The organism is Mycobacterium sp. DL440, assembly GCF_011745145.1.
GTDB lineage: Bacteria > Actinomycetota > Actinomycetes > Mycobacteriales > Mycobacteriaceae > Mycobacterium.
Genome location: NZ_CP050191.1, coordinates 2,599,204 through 2,618,421, shown reverse-complemented (window position 1 = coordinate 2,618,421; position 19,218 = coordinate 2,599,204). Strand labels below are relative to the sequence as shown.

Genomic DNA, 19,218 nt, shown 5'->3' with positions numbered 1-19,218 from the left:
TGCAGTGAGATTCTTGAACGGGCACATCCCGCCGTACGACCTGACCTACAACGACGTCTTCGTCGTCCCCGGCCGGTCGGATGTGGCATCGCGGTTCGACGTCGATCTGTCCACCAACGACGGATCCGGCACCACCATCCCGGTGGTGGTGGCGAACATGACGGCGGTGGCGGGCCGGCGCATGGCCGAGACCATCGCGCGTCGTGGCGGCATCGTGGTGCTGCCGCAGGACCTGCCGAGCACCGTGGTGGCCGACACCGTTCAGTTCGTCAAGAGCCGCGACCTCGTGGTGGACACGCCGGTGACGCTGGGCCCCGAGGACTCGGTGTCCGACGCCGCGGCGCTGCTGCACAAGCGTGCCCACGGCGCGGCGGTGGTGGTGTTCGAGGGACGCCCGATCGGTCTGGTCACCGAGGCCAGCTGCGCCGGTGTGGACCGGTTCGCCCGGATCCGTGATGTCGCGGTGACGGACTTCGTCACCGCACCGGTGGGCACCGACCCGCGACAGGTGTTCGACCTCCTCGAGCACGCACCGCACGATCTCGCGGTGCTCACGGCGGCGGACGGCTCCCTGGCCGGGGTTCTGACCCGTACCGCAGCGGTGCGGGCCGGCATCTACACCCCGGCCGTCGACGCCGCCGGACGACTGCGCGTCGCCGCGGCCGTCGGGATCAACGGTGATGTCGGCGCCAAGGCCCGTGCACTGGCGGAGGCCGGGGCGGACCTGCTGGTCATCGACACCGCGCACGGTCATCAACTCAAGATGCTCGACGCCATCAAGTCGGTGGCATCGCTGGACCTCGGCCTGCCGCTGGCGGCGGGCAACGTGGTCTCCGCCGAGGGCACCCGCGACCTCATCGAGGCCGGCGCCTCGATCGTCAAGGTCGGGGTGGGCCCCGGCGCGATGTGCACCACCCGGATGATGACCGGTGTGGGGCGTCCGCAGTTCTCCGCAGTCGTCGAATGTTCGGCTGCGGCAAAGGAACTCGGTGCCCACGTGTGGGCGGACGGCGGCGTCCGGCACCCGCGGGACGTGGCACTGGCGCTGGCCGCCGGCGCCGCCAACGTGATGATCGGCTCCTGGTTCGCCGGAACCTATGAATCCCCCGGCGACCTGCTGCACGACCGGCAGGAACGGCCGTACAAGGAGAGCTACGGCATGGCCTCCAAACGTGCGGTGGCCGCCCGCACCGCCGGGGACAGCCCGTTCGACCGCGCCCGCAAGGCCCTGTTCGAGGAGGGCATTTCGTCCTCGCGGATGAACCTGGACCCGGGACGCGGTGGAGTCGAGGACCTGCTCGACCACATCACCTCGGGGGTGCGCAGCACCTGCACCTATGTCGGGGCCACCAACATCACTGAACTGCACGAGAAGGTAGTGCTGGGCGTGCAATCGGCCGCCGGATTCGCCGAGGGTCATCCGCTCCCGACGGGCTGGTAATCCGCCGGGTCGCGATACTATTGGGGTTCTGAGTACACCGAGCGGACGATGGCATATGCCCTCGCGTCCACTCGGTCAGATCGAACGAAAGGGTTCACGTGCCGCAGGCACCCACCGAGGCCTCCGGTTCTGAACCGGCCTCCCGGGTGGAACACCAGTCACTTCTGAGCGCCGAAGCTGACGACCCCTCTCCTAGTCGGCCGGGCCCCGGGCCCGGCGAACTCCTGGTGACGATCTGATGGGCAGCTCAACCGACGTGGTTTTCTCGTTGCTGTCGATCCTGGCGATCGTCCTACTCACCCTCGGCACCGCGGTGTTCGTGGCCGCCGAGTTCTCGCTGACCGCACTGGAGCGCAGCACGGTCGAGGCCAATGCCCGCACCGGCGACCGCCGCGACCAACTGGTCCGCCGTGCGCACCGCACGCTGTCGTTCCAGCTCTCCGGCGCCCAGGTAGGCATCTCGATCACCACGCTGGCCACCGGTTACCTCGCCGAACCCGTGGTCGGGGAACTGATCCGCCCCGGCCTGGATGCCATCGGCCTGCCCGCCAGATTCGCCGGCGGCCTGTCCCTGTTCCTGGCGATCCTCATCGCGACGTCGTTGTCGATGGTGTTCGGCGAGCTCGTGCCCAAGAACCTGGCCGTGGCCCGCCCGGTCCCGACGGCACGCGCTGCGGCACCGTTCCAGCTGCTGTTCTCGCTGCTGTTCACCCCGGTCATCCGGCTGACCAACGGCACCGCCAACTGGATCGTCCGCCGCCTCGGCGTCGAGCCCGCCGAGGAACTGCGTTCGGCACGCTCGGCCCAGGAGTTGGCGTCGCTGGTTCGGAATTCGGCCCGCAGCGGGTCGCTCGATCCCACCACCGCGTTGCTGGTGCACCGCTCACTGCAGTTCGGTGAGCGCACCGCCGAGGAACTGATGACTCCGCGCTCCAAGATCGAGGTACTCGACGCCGGCGATTCGGTGACCGACCTGATGTCCGCCGCGATCCGCACCGGGTATTCGCGCTTCCCCATCGTCGAGGGCGACCTCGACGAGACGATCGGCGTCGTCCACATCAAGCAGGTGTTCTCGGTACCGCGCGAGGACCGGGACCGGACCCGGCTGGCCGCGCTGGCGCTGCCGGTGGCCACCGTGCCGTCCACCCTCGACGGCGATGCCGTGATGACCCAGATTCGGGCCAACGGGTTGCAGACCGCACTCGTGGTCGACGAGTACGGCGGCACCGCGGGCATGGTGACGGTCGAGGATCTGATCGAGGAGATCGTCGGCGACGTACGTGACGAGCATGACGATGCCACCCCCGACGTGGTGCCGGCCGGGGCCGGCTGGCAGGTATCCGGGCTCCTGCGCATCGACGAGGTGGCGACCGGCACCGGATTCCGTGCTCCCGAGGGCGAATACGAGACCATCGGCGGGCTGGTCCTGCAGGAGCTCGGCCACATACCGGAGACCGGCGAAGCCGTGGAGCTCACCGCGTTCGACCCGGACGGCGATCCGGACAATCCCACTCGATGGCTGGCCACGGTGGTGCGGATGGACGGTCGCCGGATCGATCTGCTCGAGCTGATCAGCCTCGGCGACGAGGAGAACAGCCATGGGTGACGAGGAGAGCAGCCATGGGTGACATCCTCGGCGTACTGCTGACTGTGCTGCTGCTGGCCGCCAACGCGTTCTTCGTGGCGGCGGAGTTCGCGCTGATCTCGGCCCGCCGGGACCGGCTACAGGCGCTCGCCGAGCAGGGCAAGCGCAGCGCTGTGACCGTCATCCGGGCCGGCGAACACCTGTCGCTGATGCTGGCCGGCTCTCAGCTGGGCATCACCATCTGCTCGATCCTGCTGGGCCGGGTCGGCGAACCCGCCGTCGCCCATCTGCTGGAGAAACCATTCGCGCTGATCGGCGTGTCCGACGCCGTTCTGCACACGGTCTCGTTCTTCATCGCCCTGGCCGTCGTGGTGACCCTGCACGTGCTGCTCGGCGAGATGGTGCCGAAGAACATCGCCATCGCGGGGCCCGAGACAGCGGCGATGCTGTTGGTCCCGCCGTACCTGGTGTACATCCGCGCAGCCCGGCCGTTCATCGCCTTCTACAACTGGTGCGCCAACACCACCCTGCGCGCTTTCCGCGTCGAACCGGTTGACGAGCTGGCCTCGGCCGTGTCGACCGTCGAGCTGTCGGAGATGATCGCCGAATCGGTGTCCGAAGGCCTGCTCGACACCGAGGAGCACGGTCGATTGACGCGGGCCCTGCAAAACCGCAGCCGCACGGTCAACGACGTCGCGATGCCGTTGAACGAAATTCACGCGATACCCGTTGCGGCCGAAGGCAGCGGGCCGACTGTGGGCGCGGTCGAGCAGGCTCTCACCGAGACCGGCTACTCGCGCTTCCCGGTCACCGATACGTCGGGGACGGTGATCGGATACCTGCACATCAAGGATGTGCTGCCGAAGATCGGCGACCCCGATGCGGTGCTGGATGTGTCGATGGTGCGGCCGCTGCCGCGGGTGCCGGCCTCGTTGCCGTTGCCCGACGCGCTGTCCCGGATGCGACGCAGCAACAGTCACCTCGCGCTGGTGGTCGATGAGCGCTTGCGCGAAGAGCGTGGGCACGATGAGCGCTTGCGCGAAGAGCGTGGGCACGATGAGCGCTCGCGCGAAGAGCGTGGGCACGATGAGGATGGGCACGGCGAGGAGCAGGAGCGCACTGACGGTGCGGACGGGCATGACGGAGAGGTGTCGGGGACCGTCACCGCGATGGTCGCCCTGGAGGACCTGGTCGAGGACCTGGTCGGAACGGTACGCGACGGCACGCACCGCATCTGACTCGTCGGACCTGGTGGAGGAGACATGGAAGGACACGCTGAATCTGACGCGGCCCGACTGACCCTTCCGGGTGCCGCCGAAGCCGAGCAGGTGCTGGCGGCCCCGGACTGGGCTGCAAGAGCAGAGTCACACCGGCGCCGCGCCGACGACTTCCTCACACCGCACGTGCGCCGCCGACACGCCGGTGAGCCGCACCCGGTATGGGATTTCCTGTTCACCTACTACAGCCTTCGCCCGCGCCAGCTACGTCAATGGCATCCCGGTTCCGGGGTGGTGCTCGCCGGCGACGGATCCGGCGCGTATCTGCGCCGCACCGGTTACGGCCCGCACCGGCACGGCGTCACGGTGCGGGACGACTACCTGCGCTCCCGCATCGAGACGGTCCGATTCGTGGCCAGGTTGATGCGTGCGACCGCGACGCGGGCGCCGCGGATGAACTGCTTCGGACTGCACGAGTGGGCCATGGTCTATCGAGCCCCTCAGCTACGCCACGACCAGGTTCCGTTGCGCCTCGGTACCGCCGGGACCGATGGCGTCGTCGAGTCAATGCCGTTACGGTGCAGCCATTTTGACGCATTCCGGTTTTTCACCGACGCCGCGGTGGGCCGCAACGACCGGCAACTGAGCCGGGAGCAGCAGATCGACGCCGAGCAGCCCGGCTGCATCCACGCCGCGATGGACACCTACAAATGGGCGTACAAACTGGGCCCGCTGGTGCCGTCGGAGTTGGTGATGGACGCACTCGATTTGGCCGCCGACGCGCGGGCACTCGACATGTGTGCCAGCCCATACGACTTGAGGCGCTATGGTTTCGAGCCGATCGCCATCGAAACACCGGCCGGGCGTGCCGAATATGTCAGAGCCCAACAGCGCATCGCCGAACGGGCGGCGCCGTTGCGGGTCACTCTGGCAAACCGGTGTGAGCTGTTGCTCACCAGGCTGGACGGCTGAAAGGCCGACGTTACCAATGGGTAAGCTGGATAAACGGCAGGCATCGCACGGTGCCTGGAGCCGAGGGAGGAAACGCGCATGACCAATCGCGTGACTGTCGGAAACCTGCGCGTCGCGCAGGTGCTGCACGACTTCATCACGAACGAGGCACTGCCGGGCACCGGCGTCGACCCGGACAGCTTCTGGTCCGGCGTGGACAAGGTTGTCGCTGACCTCACTCCGAAGAACCAGGACCTGCTGGCCCGTCGCGACGATCTGCAGGCGCAGATCGACAAGTGGCACCGCGCTCATGTGCTCGAGCCGGTCGATCCCGAGGCCTACAAGCAGTTCCTCACCGACATCGGCTACCTGCTGCCCGAGCCCGCCGACTTCACCGTCACCACCTCCGGCGTGGACGACGAGATCACCTCGACCGCGGGCCCGCAGCTCGTGGTGCCGATCCTCAACGCCCGTTTCGCGCTCAACGCGGCCAATGCCCGGTGGGGCTCGCTGTACGACGCGCTGTACGGCACCGACGTCATCAGTGAAGAGGACGGCGCCGAAAAGGGATCGGGCTACAACCAGATCCGCGGCGACAAGGTGATCGCCTACGCACGCAACTTCCTGGATCAGGCCGCGCCCCTGGCCGCAGGAACCTGGGCCGAGGCCACCGGCCTGAAGATCGACGACGGACAGTTGGTCGTGACCCTGGGCGACGACCTCTCGAGTGGCCTGGCCACGCCCGAGCAGTTCGTCGGCTACACCGGCGAGCTGGGCCAGCCGCAGTGGTCGGTGCTGCTGGCCAACCACGGCCTGCACATCGAGATCCTGATCGACCCCGATTCCCCCATCGGCTCGACCGACGCCGCGGGCATCAAAGATGTCGTGCTGGAATCCGCGATCACCACGATCATGGACTTCGAGGACTCCGTCGCCGCCGTCGACGCCGAGGACAAGGTCCTCGGCTACCGCAACTGGCTCGGCCTGAACCGGGGCGACCTGGCCGAGGAAGTCGCCAAGGGCGGGAAGACCTTCACCCGCGTCCTCAACCCCGACCGCACCTTCACCACCCCGGACGGCGAAGGTGAGCTGACCCTGCCCGGACGCAGCCTGTTGTTCGTGCGCAACGTCGGTCACCTGATGACCAACGACGCGATCGTGGACGCCGACGGCAACGAGATCCCCGAGGGCATCCAGGACGCGCTGTTCACCGGCCTGATCGCCATGCACGGGCTCAAGGACGACGAACCAAACGGTCCGCTGAAGAACAGCCGCACCGGGTCGGTCTACATCGTGAAGCCCAAGATGCACGGCCCCGACGAGGTTGCCTTCACCTGCGAGTTGTTCGGCCGCGTCGAGGACGTGCTCGGTCTGCCGAGTGGCACGCTCAAGGTCGGCATCATGGACGAGGAACGCCGCACCACGGTCAACCTGAAGGCGTGCATCAAGGCCGCCGCTGACCGCGTGGTGTTCATCAACACCGGCTTCCTGGACCGCACCGGCGATGAGATCCACACCTCGATGGAGGCCGGCCCGATGATCCGCAAGGGCGCCATGAAGGCCCAGCCGTGGATCAAGGCGTACGAGGACAACAACGTCGACGTGGGCCTGGCCACCGGCCTGGCCGGTAAGGCCCAGATCGGTAAGGGCATGTGGGCCATGACCGATCTGATGGCCGACATGGTCGAGCAGAAGATCGGTCAGCCGAAGGCCGGCGCCACCACCGCGTGGGTGCCCTCACCGACCGCGGCCACCCTGCACGCGATGCACTACCACCAGGTGGACGTCGAGGCAGTGCAGAAGGATCTGACCGGCAACAAGCGCGCCACGATCGAAGAGCTGCTGACGATCCCGCTGGCGGACTCCTCGTTGACCTGGTCACCCGAAGAGATCCATGAAGAGGTGGACAACAACTGCCAGTCGATCCTGGGCTACGTGGTCCGCTGGATCGACGCCGGCGTGGGCTGCTCGAAGGTGCCCGACATCCACAACATCGCCCTGATGGAAGACCGCGCCACACTGCGGATCTCCAGCCAGCTGCTGGCCAACTGGCTGCGTCACGGCGTCATCACCGAAGAGGACGTCAAGGCCAGCCTGCGCCGGATGGCTGCAGTCGTCGACGAGCAGAACGCCGGGGACCCCGACTATCTGCCGATGGCGCCCAACCCGGACGCCAGCATCGCGTTCGGTGCGGCACAGGAGCTGATCCTGTCGGGAGCCCAGCAGCCCAACGGCTACACCGAGCCGATCCTGCACCGGCGCCGCCGCGAGTTCAAAGCGAGCACCGCCGGGAAGTGATTAGACTTCGGCGGGTCCGGATGACTAGTCGGCGCGAGACGTACAGGGGTTAGGAATGGGCAGGCACAGCATTCCCGACCCTGAGGATGCACCCGACGAGCCCGACCACGGGCACGTCGAGGACTCCGCTTACCGGGACGATTACGAACGTCCCCGCCACGAGCAGTCACGGTATGCCGGAGACGAATTCGACCCGCCCGGGCGTGGGCCCGATCGCGGCTACCGGGATGCGCCCGCGTACCAGGACGGGCCCGACTATCGGGACGACCGTGGGTACCGGGCCGAGCCCGATTACCGCGCACCCCAGTACGCCGACGGGGACGACGACTACGAATCGGACTATCACGATTCGGAGTACGCCGATTATGACGAATCGGATTACGCCGAGGACGACGCGTACGACGGCGAATACATCGACGGATACCGCGACAAGTACTCCGACGACTACGACGCGGAGTATGCCGACGATCAGCCGACCGCCCAGTTCGGCGCCGTCGGCGAACCCCCGCCGCCGTCGGGCCCGGCCGGCCGCCAACACGGCGGGGACTGGGACGGCGGTGAGTGGACGGGCAGCCATCGCGCAGTGCAGTCCGGCCGACGCGGTGTCAGCGTGAGTGTGATCGTCGCACTGGTCACCGTGGTGGCCGTGGTCGGCGCGGTGATCCTGTGGAAGTTCTTCGGCGATGTCCTCGCCGGTCGCAGCGACGCTGCCGCCGCACGCTGCGTCGACGGCGAACTCGGCGTCGCCGTTATCGCCGACCCGACGATCTCGACACACATCGAGGGGCTGGCCAACGCGTACAACGAGTCGGTCAGCCCGGTCGGTGACCGCTGCGTCAAGGTGCGCGTGCAGTCCGCTGAATCCGACCGTGTGGTCAGTGGGTTTGCCAACACGTGGCCCAGCGAACTCGGCGACCGCCCCGCGCTGTGGATTCCGGCCAGCGGCATCGCCGAGGCGCGACTGGAGGCGACCGCGGGCGCCAAGACTGTCAGCGACAGCCGATCCCTGGTCACTTCACCGGTCCTGCTGGCGGTCCGCCCGCAACTCAAGGACGCACTGACACAACAGACCTGGGCTACTCTGCCGCAACTTCAGAGCAGCCCGGCGGCGATGAATGCGCTCAAGCTGCCCGGGTGGGGCACGCTCAAACTGGCGCTGCCGACCCACAGCAACGGCGATGCCGCCCCGCTCGCCGCCGAGGCCGTCGCCGCGGCGACGGCTCCGTCGGGCGCGCCGGCGACCTCCGGCATGAGCGGCGTGAACAGCCTGTTCCACGGGCAGCCCAAACTCGATGACTCCGAGCTGGGCACCGCCATGGACGCGTTGCTCAACGCCTCCGATCCGGCGACCGCGCCGGTGCACGCTGTGGCCACCACCGAGCAGCAGCTGTTCCTGCGGGCCACCTCGCTCGACAACGTCAAGTCCTCGTTGGCCGGCTGGCTGCCGCCGGGCCCCACCGCCACCGCCGACTATCCGACGGTGCTGCTGGCCGGGGACTGGCTGGAGAAGGAACAGATCACCGCAGCCAGTGAGTTCGCCCGCTACTTGCGCAAGCCCGAGCAACTCGCCGAGCTCGCCAAGGCGGGGTTCCGTGCCGAGGGGACGACGCCGCCGTCCAGCGATGTCACTGCTTTCAGCCAGCTCGCCGCGCCGTTGTCGATCGGTGACAACGCCGTTCGGGTGACGCTGGCCAACGCCACCGCCACACCGTCGGGAAACCCTGCGGTCACGATCATGCTCGACCAGTCGATGCCGAACGAGGAGGGCGGCAAGTCACGGTTGGCCAACGTCGTGGCAGCGCTCGACAGCCGGCTCAAGGCACTGCCCGATACCGCCGCAGTCGGCCTCTGGACCTTTGACGGCACCGAGGGGCGCCCGGAGGTTACGACCGGGCCGTTGGCCGAGCCGGTCAACGGGCAGCGTCGCTCCGATGCGCTGACCTCGACGCTCGACGAGCAGTCCGCCTCGGGCGGCGGCGCGGTGTCGTTCACCACGCTACGAATGCTCTACAACGAAGCACTGTCGAAATATCGTGAGGGCCAGAGCAATTCGATCCTGCTGATCACCACCGGACCGCACACCGATCAGAGCCTGGATGGGGCCGGGCTGCAGGATTTCATCCGCGGCGCATTCGACCCCGCCCGTCCGATCGCGGTCAACGTGATCGACTTCGGCACTGGCTCGGACCGAGCCACGTGGGAGGCCGTCGCACAGGCCAGCAGCGGCACCTACCAACATCTGTCCAGCTCGGCCTCACCCGAACTGGCCACCGCCGTCAACACCATGCTGGGCTGAGCCTCACCGCCCTGCCGCGCCGGTGCGCGGTGACCGCGCCGCGCTAGGCGAAAGCCTCGACCGGCGGGCAGGAGCACACCAGATTCCGGTCGCCGTAGGCACCGTCGATACGACGCACCGGCGGCCACACCTTCGGACGGAAACCCTTACCCAACGGGTAGGCAGCCTGTTCGCGCGTGTAGGGGTGATCCCAGTCGGCGACCAACAGGCACTCGGCGGTGTGCGGAGCGCCGCGCAGCGGGTTGTCGTCCACCGACCACTCCCCCGAACCGACCCGGTCGATCTCCGCGCGGATCGCGATCATCGCGTCACAGAACGCGTCGACCTCCGTCAGGCTCTCGCTCTCGGTGGGTTCGACCATCAGCGTGCCGGCCACCGGGAAACTCATGGTCGGCGCATGGAAACCGTAGTCCGCCAGGCGCTTTGCCACGTCGTCCACGGTCACCCCGGTGGCCTTGGTGATCCCCCGGAGGTCCAGGATGCACTCGTGGGCGACCATGCCGTTCTCGCCGGTGTAGAGCACCGGGTAGTACTCGTCGAGACGCCGGGCCACATAGTTGGCCGACGCGATCGCAGTCAGGGTCGCGGTACGCAGCCCTGGGGCACCCATCATCCGGATGTAGGCCCAGGTGATCGGCAGGATCGATGCCGACCCGTAGGGGGCGGCCGAAACCGTGTGCTCATCGGGCAACTCATCGGCCAGCGGATGGCCCGGCAGGAACGGCGCCAGATGCGAGCGCACCGCGACCGGTCCGACGCCGGGGCCGCCGCCACCGTGCGGGATGCAGAACGTCTTGTGCAGGTTGAGATGGCTGACGTCGCCGCCGAAGCGGCCCGGGCGGGCCAACCCGACCAGCGCGTTGAGGTTCGCACCGTCCACGTAGACCTGGCCACCCACGTCGTGCACGGCCGCGCAGATGTCGGCGACGTCGTGCTCGTACACCCCGTGCGTCGACGGATAGGTGATCATCAGCGCCGCAATACGATCGGCATGTTCGGCAATCTTGGCACGGAGGTCGTCGAGGTCGACGTCGCCGTTCTCGCGGCAGGCCACCACCACGACGCGCATGCCGGCCAGCGCGGCCGAGGCGGCATTGGTGCCGTGCGCGCTCGACGGGATCAGGCACAGATCACGTTCGGTGTCGCCACGCGAATCGTGATAGGCCTTGATCGCCAGCAGGCCGGCGTACTCCCCCTGGGAACCGGCGTTGGGCTGCAACGAGATCTGGTCGTAGCCGGTGATCCCGATGAGCCAGTCCTGCAGGTCGGCAATCAGCTTACGCAGACCCGGATTGTCCGACGCCGGCGCGAACGGGTGCTGCCGCCCGAACTCGGGCCAGGTGATCGGCTCCATCTCGGCGGCCGCATTCAGCTTCATCGTGCAGGAGCCGAGCGGAATCATGCTGCGGTCCAAGGCAATGTCCTTGTCCGCCAGCATCCGCAGGTACCGCATCATCTCGGTCTCGGTGCGGTAGGAGTTGAATGCCGGATGCGTCAGGAACTCCGATGTGCGCGTCGCGATCCCGGTGTTCACCGGATCGGCCGCGGGGGCGACTCCGAACGCTTCGAGGACGGCGGCCACGTGCTCATCGGTGGTGGTCTCGTCGCAGGACACCGACACGTGGTCGGCGTCGACGCGCCACAGGTTGATGCCGTTGGCCTTGGCGGCCGCGACCACCGCGTCGGCGCGTCCGGGAACCCGGGCCAGCACGGTGTCGAAGAACGTGTCGTGCACCAGCGCATCGCCGAGTGCGGCCGCGATCGCGGCGGCATGGCCGTGAACGCGGCGGGCGATCGCGGTCAGACCTGCGGCGCCGTGGTAGCTGGCGTACATCGCGGCCATCACCGCCAACAGCACCTGCGCGGTACAGATGTTGCTGGTCGCCTTGTCCCGGCGGATGTGCTGCTCGCGGGTCTGCAGCGCCAGGCGGTAGGCCGGCGACCCATCCGCGTCGACGGACACACCGACCAACCGACCCGGCAACTGCCGGGCGTGCTTGGCATGCACCGCCAGATAGCCGGCGTGCGGACCGCCGAATCCCATTGGCACGCCGAACCGTTGGCTGGTCCCGAAGGCGACGTCGGCCCCGATCTCACCCGGCGGGGTGATCACCGTCATCGCCAGCAGGTCGGCACCCACGGCCACCAGTGCGCCACGCTCATGGGCAGCGGAGATCAGGCTCGTCCAATCCACAACGCCGCCACTCGCGCCGGGCAGCTGCACGATGACACCGAAGAACTCACCGTCGGGCAGCCCCTGGCGAAGGTCCGTGGTGACGATCTCGATGCCGAGCGGCTGCGCGCGGGTGGCCAGCACGGCCGCGGTCTGCGTGTACACATCGGTGTCGACCAGGAGTCGATTCGTCTTGGCCTTGCTCGCGCGGTGCATCAGGGTCATGGCCTCGGCCGCGGCAGTGCCCTCGTCGAGCATCGACGCTCCTGCGACCTCGAGTCCGGTCAGATCCGACACCATGGTCTGGAAATTGAGCAACACTTCGAGCCGGCCCTGGCTGATCTCGGGCTGATACGGGGTGTAGGCGGTGTACCAGGCGGGGTTCTCAAGAATGTTGCGCCGCAGCACGGCGGGAGTGAAGGTGTCGAAGTAGCCCTGGCCGATCATCGAGACCGCGGTCGTATTGGAATCGGCCAACTCACGCAGCTCGGCCAGCGACTGCTCTTCGGTGGCGGGTGCGGGCAGGCCCTCCAGGCCTGGGGCGACCCCGTCGGCGTCGAGCGCATCGAGAATGCCTGCGGGCAGTGCCTTGGCGGCGAGTTCGTCGAGTGACGCCACTCCGATCACCTCGAGCATGGTGGCCACGGCGGCGGCGTCCGGGCCGATGTGACGATCGGCAAAACGCGGTTGATGCTGGTCGGACACGACACTCCCCTGAGGCGCAGACGTGCTGAGACGTCGTAGCAGTCCCTCTCCCTCTGTCGTCGACCCGGTCCGGGCGCCTGAGAGATTCAGCCCCCGCTACAGGACCTTTCCCCATGGGCGGGTACCCAGCGGGCACCACTTTCCAGAGGCATCGGGGCCTGGCGCGGTCCTGGGTGCCTGAGAGGTTGACGGAGAGGTATTGCTCCTTCGGCGTCCGTGACTGGCTGTCACGAAACTCTCCCGCACGAGGGCGATGCGTCGGCAATTCTACCGGCCACTCACCTATGCCCGCGAACAGACACTTAGGTACCCGTCAACGTCGAATTTCGGGTACCTAAGTGTCTGCTCGCGGGAGGAACTGTGCGGAAAAGTCAGCCGATTTTGCGGTCGCGACTTTTGCGCCGCGAGGCCAGCTCATCTTCGGGTGACGCGATGGACTCGCCACCGTCGGCACGCTCGCCCGGGAAATCGGCGATGGTGCCGGTCAGCTCACGCATGGCGCCGGACACCGCGATGCCGAACACACCCTGACCGCCCTGCAGCAGATCCACGACCTCTTCGGCCGAGGTGCATTCGTAGACCGTGGTGCCGTCGGAGAACAGGGTGATGTTGGCCAGATCCTGCACACCGCGCTGGCGGAGATGGTCGACCGCGACCCGGATGTTGTGCAACGAGATGCCGGTGTCCAGCAACCGCTTGACGATCTTGAGGACCAGAACGTCCTTGAACGAGTAGAGGCGCTGGCTGCCCGAGCCGGCCGCACCCCGGATGGAGGGAACGACCAGGGAGGTGCGCGCCCAATAGTCGAGCTGCCGGTAGGTGATGCCGGCGATCTGGCACGCACTGGGGCCGCGGTAACCGACGAGTTCGTCGGGCACCGAATCGTCGGGGAACAGCCCACCCTGCACGGGTTCGCCAGCTGGCCTGACAGGCGGCTCCGCGCCGCTCCCGGTCGCCAGATCCAACTCTTCCTGCCGTGGCGTGTCACCCACTGTGAATCCTCTCGCCGATCGAGCTCGCCCGCGTCGTACTTATAGGTCCCGCACCGCAGCAATCTCTACTGTGGCGGTTTGCTGTGAGCTCGAATGTGTCGAGCATACGCTTCCCGCCGGGCCCTGATTGCCCGCTGCGAAGAAAGTATGGCGTTCGAATTCCCGCCCGATTGACTCCCGCGCCGCGTGTTGACACCGGTATGCCCAGTTGAGACGTATCCGTGATCTGCGGTGGCACAGCAGGGCGGGCGGCCGTCATGTCGCCTTGAAGTCGTCCGGCGAAACGCTGTCCAGGAACTCCTTGAACTTCTCGACCTCGTCCTCAGGCACACCACCGCCCGTGCCGCCGTCTTGATCATTCTCGTCGGGAATCAGCAGGCCGGCCTCGGCCAGCACCGCCTCCTCGACGTAGATCGGCACGCCGACACGCAGGGCGATCGCCACCGAGTCCGAAGGCCTGGCCGACACCGTGATGTCGCGGTCGAAGACCAGGTCGGCGTAGAACGTGCCTTCCTGCAGATCCACGATCCGCACCTCTTTGAGTGAATGCCCCAGGGCGGCAATGACATCTCGGATCAGGTCGTGAGTGAGCGGCCGGGCGGGCTCGACGCCCTGTTGTTCCAGGGCGATCGCGGCAGCCTCCGACTGCCCGATCCAGATCGGCAGGTACCGGTCACCGTTGGATTCCCGCAACAGCAATACGGGCTGGTTCTGCGGCTGCTCCACCCGAATGCCGACCACGCGAACCTCAGCCATCTGTGCCTGCCCTCCGCACCGCCGTGCCGTTTCGTCGAATCTTCGTCCTTCGCCAGTTCGCCTCAGGGGTCCCGACTTAGACGAGCTAGCCGTCAAAACGAGTCTAGTCCTCAGCGATCCAGAACGTCGCGTACGGCGGACTTGATCAGTGACGTGTGGAGCGTGATCGCCAGGGCGGCCACTTCACGGGCCAGATCGTCGGCGCGATCGCGCGCACCGGCCTTGCCCGCCTTGCCCACCGGGCCGGCTATCTGGGAGATCAGGTCGGACTGCCGGTCTGCCGCGGACCGAAATGCCCGTAGGTGCCTGGGCTCGACGCCGTAATCACCCAGGGCCCGCGCACACTGGGCGATCACCACGGAATGTTCGTCGAAAAACCCGGCGGGCCCGGCGGTGATGATGCCGTTGCGGACCAGCGCCCCGAGCATCTCCTCATCGATACCCGACCGGGTCAACAGATCTTCACGCGACAGCCGGACCTGCGTCGGCGCCACCCCAGATATGCCGGCGGTGCCGTCCACCCCGTCGCCTCCGCGGTCTGCACCGTCGGACACCCCCACCAGACGGGGCACCGGATAGGCCGATCCGGCCTGCGGCAACTCACCGTCCGGCAGGGCATCCAGCTGAGTCTTGATCACTTTCAACGGCAGATACTGGTCACGCTGGGCGGTGAGGATGAACCGCAACCGCGCACAGTCGTATGCAGTGAACCGCCGGTACCCCGACGCGGTGCGCTGCGGTGTGACCAGCCCCTCGGCCTCGAGGAACCGGATCTTGGAGATGCTGACGTCCGGAAAGTCGCCCCGCAGCAGGTCCAGCACTGCGCCGATCGACATCCCGGTCAGCGCAGGTCTGTCGGGGGCAGTCATATCGGCTAGCTGGTCGGGCCGCTGTCGTCGTCAGATCGTGGGCCGGTGAGGAACACCAGGCGGAACTTCCCGATCTGCACCTCGTCGCCGTTGGCGAGCACGGCCGAATCGACCGGCTCGCGGTTGACGTACGTGCCGTTGAGGCTGCCGACATCGACAACCTGGAACTCGCCGCTCTCCAACCGGAACTCGGCGTGTCGACGGCTCACCGTCACGTCATCGAGAAAGATGTCGCTGTCCGGGTGACGCCCCGCCGACGTGGTCGGCTGATCGAGCAGGAAACGCGATCCGGCGTTCGGTCCACGCTTGACGACGAGCAATGCCGAACCCGCGGGCAGGCCCTCGACGCCGGAAACAGCGCCTTCGGTACCAGCCGTTGCGGGCGCATCCAGTTCGTTCAAAAAGTCCGCGCGAAAAACCGATGTGGTTTCCACCGTCACGTCTTCCGACTGGTCGGCCCCCAAATTGCTGTCCTTTTCCGTCACCCGCTGCTCCTCACTGGCTGCTGTGGCGTTGGCCGGCGCGGCCCCAGCCCATCGTCGGTCTCACGTCGACCGTACCGCGCATCAGGCATCGTTGTGTCCACCACCGCCGGATCCGATGGGGAAGATATCTGCGCGCCGGGTACTGCCGAACCGGTCCTGGCGACCGGCCTTCGAAACCCTAACAATCCCTCACTCGGTCACGGCGGCGCGGTAGCCGTCCGCGTCGAGCAAACCAGCCAGGGCGTCCTCGAGCGTCCCGTCCTCGAGCCGCAGATCGACCAGCCAGCCTTCGCCGTAGGGGTCAGAGTTGACCAGCTGCGGGCTGCCGTCCAGATCACCGTTGACCGCAACGACTTTCGCCGCGACGGGGGCGTAGAGATCCGACACTGACTTGGTGGACTCGACCTCGCCGAACGCATCGCCGGCGGCCAGCTGGGCGCCGACATCAGGCAGTTGGACAAACACCACATCGCCAAGGGCGGACTGCGCATAATCGGTGATGCCGACGCGCACCGTGTCGTCACCGGTGCGCTGCACCCACTCGTGCTCCGAGGTGTAGTACAGGTCGGCTGGGATCTCGCTCACGGCGCTCCTTTATTCGTGGAGTTGGTTGCTGTGCTCATTTGATGCTCACTTGACGGGCTGAGCGTATTGGCGTGGTTTCGGTTGTCGCAAGGCGGTGACGTCGACACGCTCGGCTTGTTGTATCACCATCGTGCCGCCGACCCGCTTGACACTGTCCATTGCCCCGCCGGGAATGTTCATCGCCGCCGCCAGTGTCGGCGGGTCCCCTATGGCCAGAACCGAATACGGTGGCCGCAGAGTCACCTCGTCGACGGTCAGCGCCCCGGGGGTACCCATCATCCACGTGTCGAGGCCGACCCGCACCGCGGACTGCTGGTCTCCGCCGCGGATCTCGATGGCCTCGGCGCCCGCCGCGCGCAACTCGTTGATCACGTCGAGCAGAGTCTCGGCGGGCACCCCGGGCGCATTGTCTTCGATGGTGAGCGTCACGCCCGGGCCGGTGGCGGCCACCGTCCCGATCTGGATGGACAGCGCCTCCAACCGGGACTGGGCATTCTCGATCGCGGCCTGATCACTGCTGCCCGAGGCCTGCAGCTGCTGCAGTGTCCGTTGCAGGTCGGCCACCTCGGTGTTGAGCGAGCCCTCACGTTGCTGCAGGGAGTCCAGCAGCACCAGCAGATCCGCCGGACGCGCGGTCTCCAGCGAATCCCCCGACTCGTTCTGGCGAACCTGCGTGACGATCGCCATGCCCAGCAGGATGCACAGCAACACCCCCAGCGCGCCGAACATCAACTGCGAACGGCCACGGCGCATGACCCGCAGATTCCGGAACCGGCGCGGCGAGACGTCGGCGGGCATCTCGTGGCGGCCGTGGTGCTCTGCGTGATGTTCGGGCTTGGGCTCGGGCTGGGTTTCAGCCTTGGCCTCGGGCGGGGTTTCAGGCTCGGGCTCGGGCTGGGTGTCTGCCTCGGCCGGTTCGGCCGGGCGGTCCGGCTCATCCTGGGGTGGGGGCTCCGCTTCGCTCATGTCAGGCGCCGAACAACCTGCGCCGTAGTGCAGCGGCGTTGCCGAAGATCCGGATGCCGAGGACCACGATGATCGCCGTCGACAGCTGGGTACCCACGCCCAGCTGATCACCGACGTACACGATCAACGCCGCCACCAACACGTTGAACACGAACGAGACCACGAACACCTTGGCGTCGAATATGCGCTCCAGGTAGGCACGCAACCCGCCGAACACCGCATCCAATGCCGCCACCACGGCGATCGGCAGATACGGCTCGACGAAGTCGGGAACGCTGGGGTGGAACACCAACCCGAGCACGATCCCGACGACCAGTGCGACGATCCCGATCATCTAACGGTCCATCCTGTGCACGTCAGGGCTATCCAATCTCTTTGGCGAAGTTGACATCTCGCACCGACACCGCGGGCACGGTCAGCCCGTCACCCGCACTCACATTCACCCCTACCCCGTAGGAAGTCTCCAACAGCCGCAACCGCTGCAAACCCGGAGTGCGGTCGAAGGCATCGGCCATCCCCTTCGGTGGTCCGATGGCCACAATGGCATACGGACTGGTGATCGGCTGATTGTCGACCAGAATTCCACCCCCGGCCTGCCTGATCGTGACGCCGGCGCCGACCCGCACGCCACCCACCGACACCGCCTCTGCGCCACTGGCCCACAGCGAGTTCACCACCAACTGGAGGTCCCGGTCGAGAATGATCTGCTGGCCGCCGGCAACCCGCTGTTTGGACACGTCACTCAGGTCCTTGGACAGGCCGGGGTCGGTGACCGTCACGGTCAGCCCGGGACCGATCATCGGGATGGCCGCCGCTTCGATGTTGGCGGTGTCCAGGCTGCCGAGCAGATGCTGGCCGTTCTCGTCCATACCGAGCCGGCTGCGGCGCTCGGCGTCGACTTGATCGACCAGGGCATCGCGTTGGGAACTCGCCCCGTCGGCACCGATCTGTGCCGCGCGCACCCGCCCGGCCAGAGTGTGCTGGGCTTCGCGGGCGGCCGGCGCCGCCGTCTGTGCCTGGCCGGCAGCCACGGCGAACACCGTGGCGATCGCCCCCGCGCCGACCACCAACCACCCGAAATCGCGGACTCGCCGGCGCGGCCGGTCACCGGCCTCACGCGCCGCGGCGGCCGCGGCATAGCCGGGGTCGAGGTGCTCCGACAGGAGCGACCGCAACAGTGAGGGCAGCGGGATTCGCTTGGGCGCGTGGGCCTCATGGTCATTGAGTCCGGCCCCCGACTCGTAACCGCCCAGGGTGCTCATGCCCGTTTTACGGGGAGTTGTCGCACCACCATGCCCACCTGCACCAGATACAGCACCGCCGACCACAGGTAGAGCGCCACGCCCCACAGCAGGAAGGCCCATCCGCAGGCCAGCGCGACCCGACTCCACGTCGCGTCCCACTGGCCGAGCAGCACCCACGGGAAACCCGACATCAATGCGAAGGTGGCAGCCTTACCCAGATACGTCACCGGCAACGCGGTCAGTCCCCGGCGGCGCAAGAGCGGCAGCGTGGCGGCGAGCAGCACATCGCGGCCGAGCAGGGTCAGCACCACCCACCACGGCACCACGCCGTACAGCGCCAGGGCGACCGGAACCGTGATCATGTAGATCCGGTCGACGAGTGGGTCGAGCAGTTCGCCGAGCCGCGATGACTGGTTGTCGACCAGGCGAGCGATCTTGCCGTCAGCCCAGTCGGAAAAGCCGCTGAACATCAGGATCGCAACGGCCCACCCGTTGGCGTGCGCACCGAACAGCAGCCACAGGAAGACCGGCACCAGCACGAGGCGCAGCGCACTGAGCGCGTTGGGCACGGTCAGCACCCGATCCGACGAAGATGGTGCGGCCCGGCTCTCTGCGCTCCTGCCCTCCGGAGCAGGCGCGTGGTCCATGCCTAAAA

General features: G+C 67.4%; 16 protein-coding genes and 1 riboswitch. Of the genes, 6 read left to right on the top strand and 10 right to left on the bottom strand.

Annotated elements, in window-relative coordinates; all coding sequences use genetic code 11:
- The first annotated feature begins 4 nt into the window (after positions 1–4).
- The 6 genes from HBE63_RS12665 to HBE63_RS12640 all read left to right on the top strand — a co-directional run bounded on the left by HBE63_RS12665 (position 5) and on the right by HBE63_RS12640 (position 9,788).
- Positions 5–1,441 (top strand): GuaB1 family IMP dehydrogenase-related protein, encoded by a 1,437-nt coding sequence (locus HBE63_RS12665; RefSeq protein ID WP_166905056.1) that lies wholly within the window; start codon positions 5–7, stop codon positions 1,439–1,441.
- 238 nt (positions 1,442–1,679) lie between these two features.
- Positions 1,680–3,047, top strand: coding sequence for a hemolysin family protein (locus tag HBE63_RS12660; RefSeq protein ID WP_166905055.1), 1,368 nt, complete (start codon positions 1,680–1,682; stop codon positions 3,045–3,047).
- A gap of 14 nt (positions 3,048–3,061) precedes the next feature.
- Positions 3,062–4,264: a hemolysin family protein gene (locus HBE63_RS12655; RefSeq protein ID WP_166905054.1), complete on the top strand. Its 1,203-nt coding sequence runs from the start codon at positions 3,062–3,064 to the stop codon at positions 4,262–4,264.
- A 24-nt stretch (positions 4,265–4,288) separates the two neighbouring features.
- Positions 4,289–5,215: a 3-methyladenine DNA glycosylase gene (locus tag HBE63_RS12650; protein ID WP_243858623.1), complete on the top strand. Its 927-nt coding sequence runs from the start codon at positions 4,289–4,291 to the stop codon at positions 5,213–5,215.
- 78 nt (positions 5,216–5,293) lie between these two features.
- Positions 5,294–7,492 carry a malate synthase G gene (locus HBE63_RS12645; RefSeq protein WP_166905053.1) on the top strand — a complete coding sequence of 733 codons (2,199 nt, stop codon included), beginning with the start codon at positions 5,294–5,296 and terminating at the stop codon, positions 7,490–7,492.
- 55 nt (positions 7,493–7,547) lie between these two features.
- Positions 7,548–9,788 (top strand): substrate-binding domain-containing protein, encoded by a 2,241-nt coding sequence (locus HBE63_RS12640; RefSeq protein WP_166905052.1) that lies wholly within the window; start codon positions 7,548–7,550, stop codon positions 9,786–9,788.
- Between the two features lie 43 nt (positions 9,789–9,831).
- Here the strand turns inward: HBE63_RS12640 and gcvP are convergent, their stop codons facing one another.
- The 10 genes from gcvP to HBE63_RS12590 all read right to left on the bottom strand — a co-directional run bounded on the left by gcvP (position 9,832) and on the right by HBE63_RS12590 (position 19,210).
- Positions 9,832–12,666 (bottom strand): aminomethyl-transferring glycine dehydrogenase, encoded by a 2,835-nt coding sequence (gene gcvP / locus HBE63_RS12635; protein WP_166905051.1) that lies wholly within the window; start codon positions 12,664–12,666, stop codon positions 9,832–9,834.
- 154 nt (positions 12,667–12,820) lie between these two features.
- Positions 12,821–12,919: riboswitch (glycine riboswitch) on the bottom strand.
- A gap of 118 nt (positions 12,920–13,037) precedes the next feature.
- On the bottom strand, positions 13,038–13,658 hold the full coding sequence (locus tag HBE63_RS12630; RefSeq protein WP_166905050.1) for a MerR family transcriptional regulator: 621 nt from the start codon (positions 13,656–13,658) through the stop codon (positions 13,038–13,040).
- 255 nt (positions 13,659–13,913) lie between these two features.
- Positions 13,914–14,414, bottom strand: coding sequence for a bifunctional nuclease family protein (locus HBE63_RS12625; protein WP_166905049.1), 501 nt, complete (start codon positions 14,412–14,414; stop codon positions 13,914–13,916).
- Positions 14,415–14,524: 110 nt separating this feature from the next.
- Complete coding sequence (locus HBE63_RS12620) at positions 14,525–15,283, bottom strand: MerR family transcriptional regulator (RefSeq protein WP_166905048.1); 759 nt, start codon at positions 15,281–15,283, stop codon at positions 14,525–14,527.
- Between the two features lie 5 nt (positions 15,284–15,288).
- Positions 15,289–15,768 (bottom strand): glycogen accumulation regulator GarA, encoded by a 480-nt coding sequence (gene garA / locus HBE63_RS12615; protein WP_166905047.1) that lies wholly within the window; start codon positions 15,766–15,768, stop codon positions 15,289–15,291.
- A gap of 189 nt (positions 15,769–15,957) precedes the next feature.
- Positions 15,958–16,353 (bottom strand): glycine cleavage system protein GcvH, encoded by a 396-nt coding sequence (gcvH, locus tag HBE63_RS12610; RefSeq protein ID WP_166905046.1) that lies wholly within the window; start codon positions 16,351–16,353, stop codon positions 15,958–15,960.
- Between the two features lie 45 nt (positions 16,354–16,398).
- Positions 16,399–17,319, bottom strand: a complete 921-nt coding sequence (locus tag HBE63_RS12605; RefSeq protein ID WP_371814981.1) for a DUF881 domain-containing protein — start codon at positions 17,317–17,319, stop codon at positions 16,399–16,401.
- 1 nt (position 17,320) lies between these two features.
- Entirely contained in the window at positions 17,321–17,653 is a 333-nt protein-coding gene (locus HBE63_RS12600) for a small basic family protein (RefSeq protein WP_036449743.1), read from the bottom strand.
- A 28-nt stretch (positions 17,654–17,681) separates the two neighbouring features.
- Positions 17,682–18,581 carry a DUF881 domain-containing protein gene (locus tag HBE63_RS12595; protein ID WP_166905045.1) on the bottom strand — a complete coding sequence of 300 codons (900 nt, stop codon included), beginning with the start codon at positions 18,579–18,581 and terminating at the stop codon, positions 17,682–17,684.
- The gene (locus tag HBE63_RS12590; RefSeq protein WP_243858621.1) at positions 18,578–19,210 is read right to left on the bottom strand and encodes a CDP-alcohol phosphatidyltransferase family protein; all 633 of its coding nucleotides are present in this window, start codon (positions 19,208–19,210) and stop codon (positions 18,578–18,580) included. The genes HBE63_RS12595 and HBE63_RS12590 overlap by 4 nt, the downstream gene beginning before the upstream one ends.
- Between the last annotated feature and the right edge of the window lie 8 nt (positions 19,211–19,218).

Bases quoted from the DNA above. Each gene is read 5' to 3' on its own strand.
- HBE63_RS12660 (WP_166905055.1), top strand. From the start codon at position 1,680: ATGGGCAGCTCAACCGACGTGGTTTTCTCGTTGCTGTCGATCCTGGCG.
- HBE63_RS12620 (WP_166905048.1), bottom strand. From the start codon at position 15,283: ATGACTGCCCCCGACAGACCTGCGCTGACCGGGATGTCGATCGGCGCA.
- HBE63_RS12640 (WP_166905052.1), top strand. From the start codon at position 7,548: ATGGGCAGGCACAGCATTCCCGACCCTGAGGATGCACCCGACGAGCCC.
- HBE63_RS12600 (WP_036449743.1), bottom strand. From the start codon at position 17,653: ATGATCGGGATCGTCGCACTGGTCGTCGGGATCGTGCTCGGGTTGGTG.
- HBE63_RS12605 (WP_371814981.1), bottom strand. From the start codon at position 17,319: ATGAGCGAAGCGGAGCCCCCACCCCAGGATGAGCCGGACCGCCCGGCC.
- HBE63_RS12645 (WP_166905053.1), top strand. From the start codon at position 5,294: ATGACCAATCGCGTGACTGTCGGAAACCTGCGCGTCGCGCAGGTGCTG.
- HBE63_RS12590 (WP_243858621.1), bottom strand. From the start codon at position 19,210: ATGGACCACGCGCCTGCTCCGGAGGGCAGGAGCGCAGAGAGCCGGGCC.
- HBE63_RS12625 (WP_166905049.1), bottom strand. From the start codon at position 14,414: ATGGCTGAGGTTCGCGTGGTCGGCATTCGGGTGGAGCAGCCGCAGAAC.
- HBE63_RS12650 (WP_243858623.1), top strand. From the start codon at position 4,289: ATGGAAGGACACGCTGAATCTGACGCGGCCCGACTGACCCTTCCGGGT.
- HBE63_RS12655 (WP_166905054.1), top strand. From the start codon at position 3,062: ATGGGTGACATCCTCGGCGTACTGCTGACTGTGCTGCTGCTGGCCGCC.
- HBE63_RS12595 (WP_166905045.1), bottom strand. From the start codon at position 18,581: ATGAGCACCCTGGGCGGTTACGAGTCGGGGGCCGGACTCAATGACCAT.